The organism is Albibacterium sp., assembly GCF_035514885.1.
Taxonomy (GTDB): Bacteria; Bacteroidota; Bacteroidia; order Sphingobacteriales; family Sphingobacteriaceae; genus Albibacterium.
Genome location: NZ_DATJCH010000023.1, coordinates 1 through 16,072 on the forward strand (window position 1 = coordinate 1; position 16,072 = coordinate 16,072).

Consider the following 16,072-nt stretch of genomic DNA (forward strand, 5'->3'; position numbering starts at 1 on the left):
GCAATAAATTGGAAAACATATCCATTGCATTATTAGTAGATTTAAGCAAGGCTTTTTCTAATACAGGACGCATTGCACTATCTACCTCATTTTCATTAAGCAGTACCAAATAACTTTGTATATTCATTAATGGAGCTCTTAGATCATGTGATATGATAGACATTAATTTGCTCTTCTCCAGATTACTTTCTTCCAGCTGACGTTTTTGAATCATCACTTCTTCTTTGCTGGATTCTGCCGACAAAGTTTTAATTTCCGCAATTTCTTTCTCTTTGTCATGGCTCTTTCTAATAAAAGTAATGATTATATAAGTAGCAATGACCGGGATGGGAAATGCAGTGATACGATCAATAAACTGCTCTTTGGTCCCTCCTTCGTACGGATATTCCACTAAAAAAGGATAATAATAGCCAATAAAGTGTACTAAAGAAAAGCTCAATAGATATATGATCAGCCATGTAAGATGTTGCCTATAAGGTGTTATCGAGAATATCAGTATTAAATAAGCTGGCCATATTGCATCTGTAGAACCATCAATACCAGAACTTGAAAAAAAGATAAGACTAAAAATCAAGATTCCTACTATTCCAAATAAAGTACTATTATGATGCCTACCACGAATTCTTGAATTATAATATTGCTGAGAAAAAAATACAACTAAAACCAGGGCTGCTATAGAACTAACATAAAGATCGGCGTACAGATTATAGAATATATAGATAAATGCCATGGGTATTAACCCAATACTAATTGAATGAAATATTCTGCTTTCTAAAGAGAACCTTGAGGGGCTTCCTATTAGAGCCAACCATAAACCATCTTCTTCTTCTAATGAGAGGTTATTAAACAATTGGAATTTGGGCATGAATAATAAGACTGTAATCTATGATTTATAAGTAATAAGCTAACAATACTCCTCAAATTTAGTATTATTTTTTTAGGAAAATCCTGACCTTTTTCATTTGCTTCTTTGAACTACAGCACGTTATACCCGGCAGGTTGCTTTAAGAAATAATGCCTATATCGATTTAGAAGACAATAAAGAGTGAAAAATGGAATATCTTTGTACTTATGAATATCAGTGTTCAAACTATTGAAGCGCAGGCATTTTTTAAAAAATCTAGCTCCAGCAAATATCATATCCTGCTAGCGAGTAAGCCTGTTAGTTATGAAACGGATGGTATCAACTATGTTTCGGAAAGTCGGTCGGTGATATTCCTAGCTCCCTATCAAAATTTTAAAGTTCTAAATGCAATCGATTCTCATTTATGATGCTATTTTATCCCTCCAAAAGCAGCGAAATACGAATTCTTATGGAGTATTTCAGTCGCTTTAAAACCTACTTTATTTAACAAAGCAAGTTGATAGTTTAGGGAACGTGGTGTGTCTTCATATTCAATATAATCAAAGACCTTTTGCCCATATTCCGGACCACCCAACGTTTCAAGGTAAGCTCTATATTTGTCTTGAAAAAGTTTATTGATTTGTTCGGAATCATGCGTAATTAGATCCGAAATCCAGATACTGCCTCCAGGTTTTAAAGCATTGTAAAATTTGGTGAAAACAAGCTCCCAATCGGCATCGCTGCGTAAGTGGTGAAGCGTAGCAGCAGCTAATATAATATCGAACTTATTATTGGGTAAATCCAGGTTACGCATATCATCTTGGATGATCGTAACTTTACCACTTGTCTGCGCTGATATCCTTTCCTTTGCTCTCTCCAACATCGGCATACTTAAATCATTCAGCGTGCAATTCAGATCAGGAATTTTACTGAGCATCTTTAAGCTGTAGTTACCTGCTCCACAACCTATATCTAATAATTCTTTTGCTTGTGGATTGATATATTTTGCAGCTTCTGTGCAAAGTTCCATTGTTAATGGTGCATCAATGGTTGTTTGTTGTCCGGTTTCAAGATTGGAAAAGCGTTCAACATCATTATCGAATCTTTCTCTGATTTCTTCGTTACTGGCTTTTTGGGAATGATTTGTTTTCATATTTAGATAAAACTCAGGTATCTTCTATCTATTAAAAGATAGGCTATATAAATATAATTATTTTATCGATTCAGCACATGGTAAACGAAAAAAGCCGGAGTAAAAACTTCGAGAAGTTATTACTCCGGCTTGGTACCCTTAGACATATTACAATCGAACCAGTTTAAGGAAGATTTACTTAAAATCATCGGCATACCTATATAAAACATATAAATATGACCCTTAAATAATTAAGATATTTACAAAAGCTTGAGTATCTTCAACGCGAAACTAGGGTAAAAGATTATGAGTCTTCTAGTCTGATGGCCTTATATAGAACAAAATCCTCGTTTCTGACTTACAGGAACAATATAATGTCTTTTTTTTGGGATTTCAAAATTTAGCTTCGTTACGTATTTGTTACGGTTTTCTTCCGAGATTAATGGATGTATCGCATCCGATTACAAGGAAACGTCAGCTCCAAAATTTTTATATTGATTTTGAACAACGTAAAAATGGAGACGGCGCGTGATGTACACTTATGGTTATCCTATTTCGAGAAAATTGGAAATAGGCATTTGTTAAGTCCTGAAACGTCTTTGTTAAATTTGAATAATCCATAATATTGGTGTCCTTCCATGCAACAAATGAAGTTATTAATTTCAGATAAGATATAGAAATCAATAGAAAGAATTGCTAATCAAACTAGAAGCCATCCAGTTGATTCTATAATTCTCTAGACTTTTTGTACATCGATTCCGAATAAACCTTGTACGTATTGTCAACAGAGTTTTTCAGTATCCGCCCTTCCTCATTTATGTGCAATTCAAAGAAATTTCATGGCGGCTTTTACTTTTTCGATCTGTCTATCAATTTCTTCTTTTGACAACTGGTGTATTTGGTTGAATGTTCCTATTATTGTTTTATAGCAAACGACACATGGTCGTAGTCTATTAAATCAATCATATATAAGTGATCTTTACCTAATTCCTTTAATTTAATTACGTGCCATGCAGCGAAACAATCTGATAAAATGGTACGCAAAATCAAAAACATACTGCTTTGAAATGCCGCTTTTTGATAAAAGTTCTTAAACAGAGTTTCTATAACGGCGAGTTCATTGGAAACCTTAAATAACATTGAATAAAAGAACCTGCTTTCTTTTTTCTGATAATCTTCCTGATCAACTATCTTTAAACAACATTCTGCCAGAAATGAGGATATGTATAAATACTATCAGCCAGAACAGATACCATTTCTTCTATTTTTCCTGGTATTACCATCGTGTATGTTCATCTAAATCTCATGTTAATAAAAAATCTAATTGAGGAGATCGTATGCCTTATTAATATCATAATCGTCACCGCGCATAAATCCATTACAATAAATAGAAAATCAACAGTAGTAATAGCATTGGCCGCTTCACTGGTAGTTCTGCTTTCGGCTTGTTCCCAAAAAGAAAAGGAAAAAGAGCAGGTTAAGACCGAACAGCCAAAAGCCGTGAATTATAAGGCGGCTCCGGTACAGTTCATCAATCCCGAATACGAAATATCTGTTCCGGCGGAATTGAAACCCTACGAGCTGTATTTGCAAAGGTTACGGGCGTTGTGCAAAAAATGTATGTTGACCGTGGCGACAGGGTTCGCAAAGGACAGCTTTTAGCGGTATTGTAAGCTCCCGAAATGCAGCAGCAATATCTTTCGAGCAAATCATCTGAACAAAAGGTACACAGTGATTACCTGTATGCAAAACAGGCTTATGTCCAATTGGTAACGGCTTCCAAAACAAGGAGAGCCGTTGCGGAATGGAATTGGACAGGGCTAAAAGTGCTATGGAAAGTGCCAAATCCGCTTATGATGCTTCCAAAGCAGATACAACGCATTCTTCGCAGTTGCAGCAGTATTTACGCATTACAGCGCCTTTCGACGGGATTATTACACAGAGAAATGTTTCTTTTGGTGCTTTGGCTGGTACAGGAAGTAACACGCCTTTGTTTATGATGGCGCAGGGCAATAAGTTACGATCCCTGACTGAAAAACACGCCGCATCCGTAAAACAAGATATGCCCGCAACATTTACCATTAGCTCACAGCCGGGCAAAACATTCGATGCCAAACTTTCCCGTACATTTGGCTTGCTCGACCAGCAGGACCGTTCCCTCACATTTGGAGTTTGATGTAAACAACTCATCAGGTAAATTGCAGGGACGGGGGTGATTATGCACTGGTAAAACTAAAATTACAGCGTAAAAATCCATCGTATTGGGTAAAAAATAAATCGGTTTTAAATACACAATCTGGAATGTATGTTTTAACGATGAAGTAAAACGGATTGCCGTAAGCGAGGGTATTCGTTTAGATACACTGACAGAAGTTTTCGGAAATCTTTCTCCAGAGGATAAAATCATTTTGAAACCATCGGAAGAAATAAAAGAGGGTAAAATAAAAAAATAACCATGCTTCCCTAAATATCCATTACGGGATGGGCATCGCATCAATAATTCACATGGCATTGAAGAAGTAAGAACGCAAATCAGGGCACTAATGGAAAAAAAGCCATTAGTGCCCAATTCGCAACAAACATCGGATTTAAAGTTTAGTGTTCATCAACTTTTGGGCTACGTGAATTTCTGGAAAAATCATTCCAGGTATTTGACCAGAAATGGAAGAGCCTTGGATAATGTTTATATAGAACAGTTTTGGCGTACAATTAAATACCAGCACATTCATCTGTTCCCGGCAACAGATGGAATCAGTTTGTATATAGGGATTAAAGAATGGCTGAACAAATATCACTATAAAGCACACCAGGGAATCGCTAGGAATAAACCATCCGAAATGTATCTAAAAGCTGCATAAAACAAACTAAGAAATGAAGAAAAATGGTCTAAAGAATCGGGGGCAGTATAGCAAGCCTCCACAAATCTCATTTAATATGGGGCTTTGTTATGGCGGGGCTGCAGCTATTGTTCTTAATGTTGTATGTCCGCCCTTCATCTTGGTAATTGAAATTGAAAGTCTGTGTCAACCGAGTAGAGTATATCTCGGAAGCATAGGAACTAGGCAGGCTTTTTTTTCAAGGTTAACTTTTGTATGTCAGCTTGTATGCCTATCAAATGTGCCTAATTTGGCACGTTAGCGAAATTGCATAAAGATTTGATTTCAGGTTTATCCACCGAATACTGGAAACTTGCTGAACTCTACCTAAATTTTTAATTTGTTCTATTTTTTTTAAAATATACATATCGCTTTTAGAAATTACAAAATCAGCTAATTGCGTTACATTTATTCGCATAGAGCTTTACCCTCAGAAAGGAATGCGTTTCTTTTATTTTAAGAAAAAACAATAAAAACTTTTGCTATAAACAGAATTTGATGTAATTTTGTTATTCCAACAACAATTGCCATGACAACAACATTAAAAAATGAAGACATTATTCATCTCCTTACCGGGCGCACCCCACTGAATATGGACAGGCTATTGAGTTATCATCTCAAAGAAGAACAGATACCGCTTTCGAGGGAACAGTGGAGCGTGATGGCGGTTTTGTGGAAAGAAGACGGCTGTACACAGCAGCGCCTTGCCAATGTTACCCACCGCGACCGGCCCGGCATTACCCGCTTGCTCGATAACTTGCAAAAGGAAGGTTTTATAGAACGACGAGCTCATGCAACGGACAGGCGCAGCAACCTCATTTTCCTTACCCAAAAAGGAAAAAGCGTGCAAGCTAAAGTAGTAAAGGCGTTAACAAAAACCGTTGAAGGGGCTACCAAAGATATCAGCGATGCACAACTCAGCAACCTGAGAAAAACGTTTGAGCAGATCAATAATAATATTCAAAACCTTGAATTATAATCACCGAATCATGAAAAAAGCATTAATAGCAGCTATCGGATTGCAGCTTTTATCTGTTACTTTGTATGCGCAGTTACAACTGCCGGCCATTTTACAAAAACCCATAGAGCAGGCGCTTACGCAAAGTAGAGAAATCACTAATAAGCAACTGGATGTGCAAAAAGTGCAAATGGAGCAAAAATCTGTACTCAATAAACATGTTCCCACAATAGAAGCAACCGCCGGTTATGCCTATTTGAACAATAACATTACCTTGGATGCGCCTTCGATAACACTTCCCATTACCGGAATAGAATTATTTCAAGGAAAAACAAAGATGGATAACCGGGCAAATGCCTTACACGGTGGGGTAATGGCCAAAAGCATTATATTTAGTGGAGGGCAAATTCAAAACGGAGCCAGGGCATTGAACCAAAAGGCCATCGGAGATTCCCTGCTGATAGAAACCGACAAAGACAACCTGATCGCAGATGTTATAGAAAGCTTCGACAAGCTAAAATTGATCGAAGCTTCAGCGAAACTTATTGAAGAAACCGATCAGCGGTTAAGAAAAGAAGAAGAAAGAGTGGAAAAAGGCATCCAAAACGGGCTTGCCATACCCTTCGATCGCGATAAAATTAAGCTGGCCCGCCTGGAACTGGAATCAAAAAGAACAGAATTGGAAGAGTCAAAAAAAGTATTGTTTGAAAAACTTTCTTACCTGACGGGAATGCCTGAAGAGGAGTTGGCGGCCATTTCTTATGAACTCAGCCCGTTTGTGTTGCAGGACAATTTAAACGTGGATAACAAACAGGAGTTGGAAGCGCTGAAAGCTTATAAAAATGCGGCGGATTATTTGATTAAAAAAGAGAAAGGCACTTACCTGCCGGGTGTGGTTGCCTTCGCCGGCGCCTCTTATACCAGTTTGTTTGATGTGAACTCAAATCTGAAATTTCCCTTTCCGCTGCCTTCTCAATTGCCACAGCCGAATCTGAAGCTGAATCAATTCACCGTGGCGCCCAACTGGATGGCAGGTATCGCACTGAAATGGGAAATCTTTGGCGGATTTCAACGAAAACATAAAGTGCAGGAAGCAGAAATAAATAAAAGGCAGTTGGAGAATAAACTGTCAGACAGCCGGGATAAACTGAACTTATTATTAAAGCACAAATATTCAACCTATACCACGCAATGGAAACAGATAGACCTGGCCAATCAACAGGAAACTATTGCAAAAAACAACCTCGTCCTGGCGGGTAAACAATATACCCAGGGATTGATCTCTATTTCTCAGCGGCTGGAAGCTGAAAATGATTACTTCAAAGCCGGGCAAAGGAAAACAGAGGTACTTATCAATCAGAGGCAGGCAGCTTTGGAAGCCTTAATGTCAACCGGAAAATTGTCTCAACAAATTCAATATAAATAAACAATTTAATCATTTTAGAACTGCATACAAATGAACAAAATAACCATCCTTATCGCTGCGATTTTTCTAACAAGCTGCGGAAGCAAACTAAAAGATAGCGGAATACAAGGAAAAACCGAACAGGAAGAAATTGCCGTAACCGGAAAAATTGCCGGACGAATCGCTGATGTATTGGTAAAAGAAGGAGAATGCGTAAAAAAAGGAGATACTCTTGCAGTGCTCGACATACCCGAAGTGGATGCCAAAAAAGCGCAGGCCGCCGGTGCGGTAGAATCGGCCTCGGCACAATACCAGATGAGTGTGAACGGAGCTACAAAAAATCAACTGACGCAGCTAGCGGCAAAGAAAAGCGCTCTTATGGAGCAATATACTTATGCGCAAAAATCGGTTGACCGGCTAAAAAACATGGTAAAAGATTCACTGATAGCCCAGCAAACCTATGATGAGGCCTATGCAAAATACCAAGGCGCAAAGGCACAACTGGAAGCGGTGGAAGCCGAAATAGCTGACGTACAGCATGGGGTGCGGATAGAGCAACAAACCATGGCGCTGGGGCAAAAGAAAAGGGCATTAGGCGCGCTGCAGGAAGTAAACACCGCAGAGAAAGAGCGCTATATTATTGCACCCGCTGACATGACCATTGAAACCATTACTTTAAAACCTGGCGAACTGGCGCTTCCCGGATATACTCTTTTTAAGGGCACTTTACCAGGCAGTATGTATTTCAGGTTTACCCTTCCGGAAAGCGAATTGAATAAAGTGAAGAAAGGAATGGAGGTAAAAGTTCACGTCGTATATGAAAACCGCGATGTTCCGTGCACCATCACTTTGGTAAAAAAGTTGGGCGCTTATGCAAATATCGCTACCGCTTATCCCGATTACGAAATGCAGGAATCTTTATTTGAGATACAGGCCACACCCATAAATATAGCGGATGTAAAAAATGTTTTTTCCCAAACTACAGTGACTCTTAAATTATAAGAAATGAAGAACTTTTTTAGTTTACTCGGGCGGGAGTTTAAATTATTCTGGGCCAACCGTATTCTCCGTTTGCTATTCATCGGCGCACCCATTATGTATGGCGTGTTACTGGGCTACGTGTACCAAAAAGGGAAGGTAACAGATTTGCCCATTATCGTTGTGGATGAAGACCGGAGCAGCATGAGCCAAAAGGTGATAGAAATGTTAGGCGACAATGAAATATTAAAGGTGGCATTGGTGAAAAATGATGAGTCCGGTTTGTCAAAACAAGTGCTTGATCTGGATGCGGATTGTGTGGTAATGATCCCTAAGGATTTTGAAAAGGATGTACTTACCAGGAAAAACCCGGAAATCGTTACCATTGTAAATACCAGTAATGTTCTTACCGCCAATTATGCCTCCGGCGCTATACAATTGGTTTTAGGAACCTTTAAAGCGGGTACACAAATGGAAACGCTTCGTAAACAGGGTACACCCGAAAATTTACTGATGAGTTCGTATGAACCATTCAAAACAACTTTTATCAAAAAATTTAACCGGAGTACCAACTATATGTATTTCCTGTGGCCCGGTGTTTTGGCCACGGTTTTGCAGCAGGTATTGCTCCTGGCTTTAGCGCTTTCTTTTGCCAGCGAATTCGAAAACGGCACTTTCGCCGAGTTGACAAGAAGAACCTCTGTTTTCAGTATGATCGCAGTGAAAGTCATTCCTTACCTCATCATGAGCTTTGGAATATGGCTGATGTATTTTGGCTTTACTTTCTGGTTTCGCATACCGATAAAGGAAAATTTGGGCGGCCTTACGCTGATAGCCGGCGTATTTGTGCTGGCGGTAAGCTTTATGGGTATTCTGGTAAGTATTTTGATCCCCAACCAGCTAAAAGCTACAGAAGTATTGATGGTGGTTGCCACGCCGAGTTTTATTTTAAGTGGTTTTACATGGCCTCTTAGCCAAATGCCTGTGTGGGTGCAGCATATTGCTTCGGGTATACCGCTTACTCATTTCTTAAAAGCATTTAGAACTTTACTGGTAGAGGATGGAACCATACAGCAAACGGTCCCGTATGTAATGAGTATGGTGTGGATCGGGTTAGTGTGTGCCGCCGGGTCAATAATTGCCTTGTATTTTAAAAGAAGGCAGGCAACGGGGAAATTTTAGAAATAATTTTGTTGATTAAGAAACACCGCGGCTAATCCGGAAACCTGCCCGATCGTTATAAATTAACTAAAATTAACTTTAGCTTATTGCTGCTCAACGAAGTAAGTAATTTTGCAAATAAATAATGAAATTATAAACAGTGTTATGAATTTTAAAACCTATTTATCAATGCTTGTGTTTGCTTGTTTTTTTACAATAAACGCGTCCGGACAATCAAGAGATACTTCCAGGCCGGTTCGCCCAGGTGCAAATACAGGTGTAGAAGAATATGACACTTTTGGATATTTGGGTAAAGACTATGCATTGAGCGTTATTAATGGCTTTAAAGAAAGAAGCGAGCCAATCTATGAAAAGTACCTATTACACAGAGATATACCGTACGGCTTAGGCAAAAGAGAAACCTTTGATCATTTTCACAATCCAGCATTTAAGAAATCCTGAAGGGGTATTTATTTTTATTCATGGAGGATATTGGCAGGGCGAAGTGAAAAAAGAATCCTATGCCTTTGTCGCAAAAAAACTACTCGAAAGAAATATAGATGTCATATTGATTGAGTATGATTTGACCAAAGAGAATGAAAAGTTTGGAGAACAAATACCTCGTGTAAGCATGACCGCTATTGTAAACGAGCTGGGTACTGCATTAGATAAAATACAAGTGTACCTGTCGAATACTTTTAAAGAATCCATGTCCAAAATTCCGGTTTATGTGAGTGGTCATTCAGCCGGAGGGCACCTGGCGGCAATGCTTAAAGATCACCCTTTAATAACCGGCGCCGTAATGCCAATAAGCGGAATATTTGACCTTATACCTGTTTCTAAAACAAAAAAAATTGGACAAGCATTACAACTTAATCTGCTTGAAGCTTCAAAATTGAGTCCAATAAACAATTTGCTTCCTGCCATGGATCATTCAGCCCTGTGCTTTTGTACTATGGCGCTGATGAGCAACCAGAGTTGGTAAAGCAATCAGGAAATTATTACAACCTGCTAAAGAGAAAAAAATATAAAGCGGACATTAAGGCAATTCCTGCAGCAGATCATTTCACGGTATTGATCGATTTATTTGAAAAAGATGATAGTGTCTTGCTTAAAAATATTTTTAATAATCTTAGTCAGAAATGATGAACTATTATAGTGCATAACGCATTGGTAAACTAATCCATTATTAAAAGAATCTTTCCGATATGTTCATTGCTTTCCATTAACCGATGTGCATCGGCAGCTTCTGCTAATGGCAGTTTTTTATAAATTATGGGATGGATTTTTTTAGAATCGAACATGGGCCAGATGTTTTTTTCTACTTCCTGTGCGATTTGTGTTTTCACTTCCACGGGCTGGGGTTTTAGAAAACTTCCTGTGATGGTGAGGCTCTTGCCCATGACAGTGGGATTATGCTTGCGGTATACATTTCACAGGCCGAAGTTGACAATCTAAGGAGAGGTTTAAATGTTGTTGCAGGGTTGCGAAGAGGTAAATTAGAGGGTCGATGGATGGGTAAAGCACCTGCGGGCTATATCAATAGGATACGTGAAGACAAAACCAAATACATAGAATTAATTGAACCAGAGGCCTCGCATTTAAAATGGGCATTTAAAACCATAGCAGAGGGCCTCTATCCAACCGATCATGTTTGGAAATTAGCCAGCGCAAGAGGCTTGCGCTGCAAAAGGAACACCTTTTTAGCAGCAATACGCAACCCAATTTATTGCGGAAAAGTTATGGTTCCTCCTGATGAACATAATGAGATGTTTCTTGCAAATGGCAAGCATACGCCTTTAATTAGTGAGAAGCCATTTTGGGAAGTACAGGATATTTTAAGCGGACGCACCAAAACTATGCGTGTGAAAGTTGAAACACCTATTAATTTACCATTAAGGGGATTTTTGTACTGTCCAGAATGCAACCGAACGCTCACTGGAAGTGCTTCTAAAGGTAGGCCTAGGTATTATTATTACTATCACTGCAAAGCTCCATGTAAGGCGAGATTTAAAGCTGATGAAATAAATATTGACTTCGAAAGAGAGTTGCAAAAATTTGTTCCTAAACCTGGCATGGCTGAGCTATATAAGCAAGTAATATTTGATGCCATAGGTGATGATAAAAAGGGCTTTAAAAAAAACAGAAAACGGTTGGTGACTGATATTTCAGAACAAAATAATGTATTGACCAAAGTTAGGGCTTTGCTTTTATCTGATGACATAGATATTGAGGACTACAAGATCATGAAATCGAAGTGCGAAGATAAAATCGTTCGTCTTGAAGCTCAACTAAATGAATTAAAAAGTAAGGCTAGTGTAGAGACTGATATAAATGAAATTGTTGACGAAGCCTTGTTAAGGCTCAAAAAGCTCATGGAATTATATTCTAACGGCAATATTGAGCAAAAACGTTATATCATCGGTTCGATCTTTCCAGAAAAATGGACAATTATAGAAAGTAAAGGTCGAACCGGCAAAGTGAACTCCGCCGCCTTACTTATCTATCAGATTAACAATATGTTAGGAAATAAAAAAGCCGGAGTTAGAACTAACTCCGGCTTGGTACCCAGGGCCGGGATCGAACCGGCACGGTTTCCCATTGGTGTTTGAGACCAACGCGTCTACCAATTCCGCCACCTGGGCATACTTGTTGGGGATGCAAATGTATTTATTAATCGCCCAACCGCAAAATTTATTTCAACTATTTTTGAATCAATTTTAAAATATCATTACCCATTACAAAGACCATCAGTGCAACAATTATAACGAAGCCTACCAACTGAGCAGTTTCCATAAATTTATCGCTCATAGGCTTCCCTTGTACCATCTCGATCAGCAAAAACATAGTATGACCACCATCGAGACCTGGAATCGGTAATAAATTCATTAAAGCCAATGCCATAGAAAGCAAACCAACTAATGTCCAAAAACGAACCCAGTTCACTTCTGCACCAAACATCTCGGCAATTCCAACGGGTCCGGATAAAGCTTTTGTCGCTTTCACTTGTCCGGTAGCTACTTTTCCAAGTCCTTTTGCATTATCAACTAAAGAGCCCCATGCTCTTGAAGCACCAATAGGCAAAGATTGTAAAAAACTGTACTGAACAGTTTCAACAGGAAGATTAAATGGTATACTAACACCTAAAACACCATCTTCCGGAACTTTAATCTGAAGATTGATCTCTTGTCCATTACGAAAAACCAACGCATCAACTTCCTTATTTTTATTCTCTGCTAGCTTCGCTTGAAATTCATCAAAAAACGTTAAAGGTGTTCCGGCTAATGCCAGAATGCTGTCTCCTGCTAAAAATCCCGCCTGATCAGCAGCTCCGCCTTTCTGAACGTCAGCTATTCCATTTAAATAAACGCGTTCTCTGACAAACTCATCCATACCAAAGTCTGCAACATCGTTTAAGACATCATTAGGAACTGCGATATGCTCTGTTGTTCCATTACGTTCCACAGTTAGGTCAACACCCCCCATCAAAACTTTTGAGCTTAATAATTCGTTAAAACGAACTACTTTTTCACCATCTACTGCTGTAATTCTATCTCCTGCAACAAGACCAATATCCTTGCCGATGGATCCAGGAACAATACCTTGAACCAGCTTATCATTACTGATAAATGTTTCACCGTATTTAAAAGTCATCATCCAGAAAATGAAAATACCCAGAACTATATTTACGAAAACGCCTCCTAGCATGACAATTAATCGTTGCCAAGCAGGTTTTGATCTAAACTCGTGAGGTTGAGGTGGACCTGCCATTTGTTCAGTATCCATCGACTCGTCAATCATTCCGGCAATTTTCACATAACCACCCAAAGGCAGCCATCCGATACCATATTCACATCCTTTATAATTAAACTTAAATAGCTTCACTCCCCAAGCATCAAAGAAAAGATAGAACTTCTCCACTTTAATACCAAAAGCACGAGCAGCCAAAAAATGCCCTAATTCATGCAACACTATTAATATTGATAGGCCCAGAATTAACTGTCCGGCCATTATCAAACCATCCATATATTTTATTTAAAATTTGTACTTGCTATAGTTTTCTTTCTCTTCACAGATTCTTCTGCATAAATCCTACTTAAACGATCAATTTCCAAAAAATCTGATAAACTTGGTTCCATTGTAAAATTAGCTTTTGCCATGGTATCAGCAATAACATCACTCATTTCAAGAAAACCAATCTCCTGCTTCAAAAATGCTGCCACTACTACTTCATTGGCAGCATTCAGCACACATGGCATTGATCCGCCAACTTCCAATGCCTTATAAGCCAAATCTAGATTAGCAAAAACTTCTCTATCCGGCTTCTCAAATGTTAACTGTGAAAATTGTTCAAAATCAAGGCGTGGGTGGTCATTCTCAATCCTCTCCGGATAAAAAAGTGCATATTGAATAGGTAATTTCATATCGGGTAAACCCAACTGCGCCTTAATAGATCCATCCTTAAACTGCACCATAGAGTGAATGATAGATTGTGGATGAATCACTACGTCAATTTGGCGTAGGTCTACATCAAACAGCCATCTTGCTTCAATAACCTCCAGTCCCTTATTCATTAAGGTTGCTGAATCGATCGTGATTTTATCCCCCATCTGCCAATTAGGATGTTTCAATGCTTGTTTTGATGAAGCTGTTGATAAAAACGCACGGTCTTTTCCACGAAATGGCCCACCAGATGCTGTCAGAATTATCTTTTCTATCGTCGAACTCTGTTCTCCAACCAGACATTGAAAAATAGCAGAATGTTCAGAATCAACTGGTAAAATCTTAGCATTATGTTCTTTAGCAGCCTTCGTTACAAGAGCACCTGCAACTACCAACGTTTCCTTATTAGCTAGAGCAATAGTCTTTCCTTCTTTTATAGCTGCAAGCGTTGGTTCCAGTCCGGAAAAGCCTACCAAAGCCGTTAAGATAACATCAAGCGATGATATTTTAACAACTTCCACTAAAGCCTCAGAACCTGCATAAACCTGAATTCCGCTGCTATTTAAAGCTTCGTTTACAATTGAATAATACTTCTCATTTGTGATAACAACAGCTAATGGTTTATATTTTTTGGCCTGCTCTATCAGCAACAGATAATTATTAGCAGCTGTTAAAACCTGCACTTGAAACAAATCAGGGTATTCGCTTATAACCGAAAGAGTTTGTGTTCCAACGCTTCCTGTAGAACCCAGTATTGCTATATTCTTTTTAATCACTTTAATATTTTTCTAATTCATCTGCAATCTTCCGATCATTGGCCAAACGAGGTAGTTTATTCTGTCCTCCCAACTTCCCATTCGAACGCATATAATCGATAAACGCACCTCTTTTCATGCTCCTCATCTTTAATGGCTGAAGCACTTTGCCCTCAATCAAATCAAAATAATAAGGATTTTTCTTTTGTAAAGCCTTATCTACTTCTAATCGGAAAGCATCTAAATCTTGAGGTGCTTTATTAAACTCAACAAACCACTCATGAAAAGGCAACTCACCCTCTTTTGGAACTACTTGCGGAGCAACAGTAAATTCAACAATCTCTATACCCTCCTTTTTAGCTACCGATAGCAAAGCATGTTCTACCTCCTCGCCTATTACATGTTCGCCAAATGCTGAAATGAAATGTTTAATCCTTCCACTTACAATAATACGATAAGGATTTAAAGAAACAAATTTTACTGTGTCTCCTAAGCTGTAACCCCAAAGGCCGGCATTTGTATTTAAAATAAGCACGTAATTAACTCCTAATTCAACCTGCTCTAAAGATAATCGTGTGGGGTTTTCGTTAAAATATTCATCTGCAGGAATAAATTCATAAAAGATTCCTGAATCAGGAAGCAATAACATGCCTTTCTGTCCTTGCACATCCTGAAAAGCAATAAAGCCCTCTGAAGCAGGATAGGTTTCTATGGAATCTACACTTTTACCAATACTCTCTTCTAATTTAGCACGATAGGGTTCATAATTAACTCCACCGTAAACAAAGAGACTAAAGTTTTTGAAAATATCTTTTATCTTTTTCCCATCAGCTTTAGCGGATAACCTATCAAAATACATCTGAATCCAAGGAGGAATGCCCGATATCAATCTTAAGTCCTGGTCTATCGTTTCATCTACAATGGCGTCTATTTTCGTTTCCCAATCTTCAATACAATTCGTTTCAAAGGATGGTAAGCGATTTTTCTGTAGATATTCAGGAACATGATGAGCTACAATTCCAGAAAGCCTTCCGAAATCAATTCCCTTCTTTTTCTCTAATAAGGGACTTCCTTGAATAAATATTATTTTCCCGTTGACAAAATCATTATTGCCTGTTTCATGAATATAGTTCAACAAGGCATCTCTAGCGGCAGTAATTTGCTCAGGAAGAGAAGCTTTCGTTAAAGGAATGTATTTCACACCCGATGTGGTACCAGAGGTTTTAGCTAAATAGATTGGTTTACCAGGCCATAATACATCAGACTCACCGGCTACAACTCTGTCGATATAGTTTCTTAAACCTTCATAATCTTGAACCGGGACTCTCTTTTTAAAATCATCATAATTTTTTATTTTATCAAAATGATGATCCTTTCCGAACGCAGTTTTCCTTGCAGAATGTATTAATTCGTTGAGTACTTTCTGTTGGATTGATACTGCATCTTTACGCCAACGAGTAATTTTCTTTGCATTAATAGCTGCATAGACTTTACTTAATGATGCTTTTAAACCCATGAAT

Annotated in this window: 16 protein-coding genes, 1 tRNA gene and 1 pseudogene; 11 read left to right on the top strand and 7 right to left on the bottom strand. The window is 38.4% G+C overall.

Annotated features, from left to right (window positions below):
• Positions 1–865: pseudogene (locus tag VL047_RS10680) on the bottom strand (sensor histidine kinase); the annotation flags it as partial.
• Positions 866–1,071: 206 nt separating this feature from the next.
• Here VL047_RS10680 and VL047_RS10685 point away from each other — a divergent pair.
• Positions 1,072–1,272 (top strand): hypothetical protein, encoded by a 201-nt coding sequence (locus VL047_RS10685; RefSeq protein ID WP_325360427.1) that lies wholly within the window; start codon positions 1,072–1,074, stop codon positions 1,270–1,272.
• 2 nt (positions 1,273–1,274) lie between these two features.
• On the opposite strand, the gene VL047_RS10690 is transcribed toward VL047_RS10685, so the two are convergent.
• On the bottom strand, positions 1,275–1,997 hold the full coding sequence (locus VL047_RS10690) for a class I SAM-dependent methyltransferase (protein WP_325360429.1): 723 nt from the start codon (positions 1,995–1,997) through the stop codon (positions 1,275–1,277).
• A 1,595-nt stretch (positions 1,998–3,592) separates the two neighbouring features.
• Here VL047_RS10690 and VL047_RS10695 point away from each other — a divergent pair.
• From VL047_RS10695 to VL047_RS10735, 9 genes are all read left to right on the top strand, one after another.
• Positions 3,593–3,649 (top strand): hypothetical protein, encoded by a 57-nt coding sequence (locus VL047_RS10695; protein ID WP_325360569.1) that lies wholly within the window; start codon positions 3,593–3,595, stop codon positions 3,647–3,649.
• Between the two features lie 158 nt (positions 3,650–3,807).
• A complete protein-coding gene (locus VL047_RS10700) occupies positions 3,808–4,152 on the top strand; it encodes an efflux RND transporter periplasmic adaptor subunit (protein ID WP_325360431.1) in 345 nt (114 codons plus the stop codon).
• Between the two features lie 367 nt (positions 4,153–4,519).
• Positions 4,520–4,834 carry a hypothetical protein gene (locus tag VL047_RS10705; RefSeq protein ID WP_325360433.1) on the top strand — a complete coding sequence of 105 codons (315 nt, stop codon included), beginning with the start codon at positions 4,520–4,522 and terminating at the stop codon, positions 4,832–4,834.
• A 547-nt stretch (positions 4,835–5,381) separates the two neighbouring features.
• A complete protein-coding gene (locus VL047_RS10710) occupies positions 5,382–5,831 on the top strand; it encodes a MarR family transcriptional regulator (RefSeq protein WP_325360435.1) in 450 nt (149 codons plus the stop codon).
• A 10-nt stretch (positions 5,832–5,841) separates the two neighbouring features.
• Complete coding sequence (locus tag VL047_RS10715; RefSeq protein ID WP_325360437.1) at positions 5,842–7,236, top strand: TolC family protein; 1,395 nt, start codon at positions 5,842–5,844, stop codon at positions 7,234–7,236.
• A gap of 30 nt (positions 7,237–7,266) precedes the next feature.
• Positions 7,267–8,217: an HlyD family secretion protein gene (locus tag VL047_RS10720; RefSeq protein ID WP_325360439.1), complete on the top strand. Its 951-nt coding sequence runs from the start codon at positions 7,267–7,269 to the stop codon at positions 8,215–8,217.
• Between the two features lie 3 nt (positions 8,218–8,220).
• On the top strand, positions 8,221–9,375 hold the full coding sequence (locus VL047_RS10725; protein ID WP_325360441.1) for an ABC transporter permease: 1,155 nt from the start codon (positions 8,221–8,223) through the stop codon (positions 9,373–9,375).
• A gap of 144 nt (positions 9,376–9,519) precedes the next feature.
• Entirely contained in the window at positions 9,520–9,816 is a 297-nt protein-coding gene (locus VL047_RS10730) for a hypothetical protein (RefSeq protein ID WP_325360443.1), read from the top strand.
• Positions 9,779–10,339 (top strand): alpha/beta hydrolase, encoded by a 561-nt coding sequence (locus VL047_RS10735; protein WP_325360445.1) that lies wholly within the window; start codon positions 9,779–9,781, stop codon positions 10,337–10,339. Before VL047_RS10730 ends, VL047_RS10735 begins: the two co-directional genes overlap by 38 nt.
• Positions 10,340–10,532: 193 nt before the next feature.
• Here the strand turns inward: VL047_RS10735 and VL047_RS10740 are convergent, their stop codons facing one another.
• Positions 10,533–10,757 carry a zinc-binding dehydrogenase gene (locus VL047_RS10740; RefSeq protein ID WP_325360447.1) on the bottom strand — a complete coding sequence of 75 codons (225 nt, stop codon included), beginning with the start codon at positions 10,755–10,757 and terminating at the stop codon, positions 10,533–10,535.
• Between the two features lie 111 nt (positions 10,758–10,868).
• Between VL047_RS10740 and VL047_RS13575 the strand changes: the two genes are divergently transcribed.
• Positions 10,869–11,966, top strand: a complete 1,098-nt coding sequence (locus VL047_RS13575) for a recombinase zinc beta ribbon domain-containing protein (RefSeq protein ID WP_414635308.1) — start codon at positions 10,869–10,871, stop codon at positions 11,964–11,966.
• On the opposite strand, the gene VL047_RS10745 is transcribed toward VL047_RS13575, so the two are convergent.
• The 4 genes from VL047_RS10745 to VL047_RS10760 all read right to left on the bottom strand — a co-directional run bounded on the left by VL047_RS10745 (position 11,917) and on the right by VL047_RS10760 (position 16,068).
• Positions 11,917–11,999, bottom strand: a tRNA-Leu gene (locus VL047_RS10745). The two genes, VL047_RS13575 and VL047_RS10745, sit on opposite strands and share 50 nt — an antisense overlap.
• A 58-nt stretch (positions 12,000–12,057) precedes the next feature.
• On the bottom strand, positions 12,058–13,380 hold the full coding sequence (gene rseP / locus VL047_RS10750; protein ID WP_325360449.1) for an RIP metalloprotease RseP: 1,323 nt from the start codon (positions 13,378–13,380) through the stop codon (positions 12,058–12,060).
• Positions 13,381–13,385: 5 nt separating this feature from the next.
• A complete protein-coding gene (locus tag VL047_RS10755) occupies positions 13,386–14,570 on the bottom strand; it encodes a 1-deoxy-D-xylulose-5-phosphate reductoisomerase (protein ID WP_325360571.1) in 1,185 nt (394 codons plus the stop codon).
• A 4-nt stretch (positions 14,571–14,574) separates the two neighbouring features.
• Positions 14,575–16,068, bottom strand: coding sequence for a GH3 auxin-responsive promoter family protein (locus VL047_RS10760; protein ID WP_325360451.1), 1,494 nt, complete (start codon positions 16,066–16,068; stop codon positions 14,575–14,577).
• Positions 16,069–16,072 lie beyond the last annotated feature (4 nt).

Excerpts from the sequence above, each read along its gene's own strand:
- VL047_RS10685 (WP_325360427.1), top strand. The coding sequence starts at position 1,072 with ATGAATATCAGTGTTCAAACTATTGAAGCGCAGGCATTTTTTAAAAAA.
- VL047_RS10690 (WP_325360429.1), bottom strand. The coding sequence starts at position 1,997 with ATGAAAACAAATCATTCCCAAAAAGCCAGTAACGAAGAAATCAGAGAA.
- VL047_RS10700 (WP_325360431.1), top strand. The coding sequence starts at position 3,808 with ATGGAAAGTGCCAAATCCGCTTATGATGCTTCCAAAGCAGATACAACG.
- VL047_RS10705 (WP_325360433.1), top strand. The coding sequence starts at position 4,520 with ATGGAAAAAAAGCCATTAGTGCCCAATTCGCAACAAACATCGGATTTA.
- VL047_RS10710 (WP_325360435.1), top strand. The coding sequence starts at position 5,382 with ATGACAACAACATTAAAAAATGAAGACATTATTCATCTCCTTACCGGG.
- VL047_RS10715 (WP_325360437.1), top strand. The coding sequence starts at position 5,842 with ATGAAAAAAGCATTAATAGCAGCTATCGGATTGCAGCTTTTATCTGTT.
- VL047_RS10720 (WP_325360439.1), top strand. The coding sequence starts at position 7,267 with ATGAACAAAATAACCATCCTTATCGCTGCGATTTTTCTAACAAGCTGC.
- VL047_RS10725 (WP_325360441.1), top strand. The coding sequence starts at position 8,221 with ATGAAGAACTTTTTTAGTTTACTCGGGCGGGAGTTTAAATTATTCTGG.
- VL047_RS10730 (WP_325360443.1), top strand. The coding sequence starts at position 9,520 with ATGAATTTTAAAACCTATTTATCAATGCTTGTGTTTGCTTGTTTTTTT.
- VL047_RS10740 (WP_325360447.1), bottom strand. The coding sequence starts at position 10,757 with ATGGGCAAGAGCCTCACCATCACAGGAAGTTTTCTAAAACCCCAGCCC.
- VL047_RS13575 (WP_414635308.1), top strand. The coding sequence starts at position 10,869 with ATGGGTAAAGCACCTGCGGGCTATATCAATAGGATACGTGAAGACAAA.
- rseP (WP_325360449.1), bottom strand. The coding sequence starts at position 13,380 with ATGGATGGTTTGATAATGGCCGGACAGTTAATTCTGGGCCTATCAATA.
- VL047_RS10760 (WP_325360451.1), bottom strand. The coding sequence starts at position 16,068 with ATGGGTTTAAAAGCATCATTAAGTAAAGTCTATGCAGCTATTAATGCA.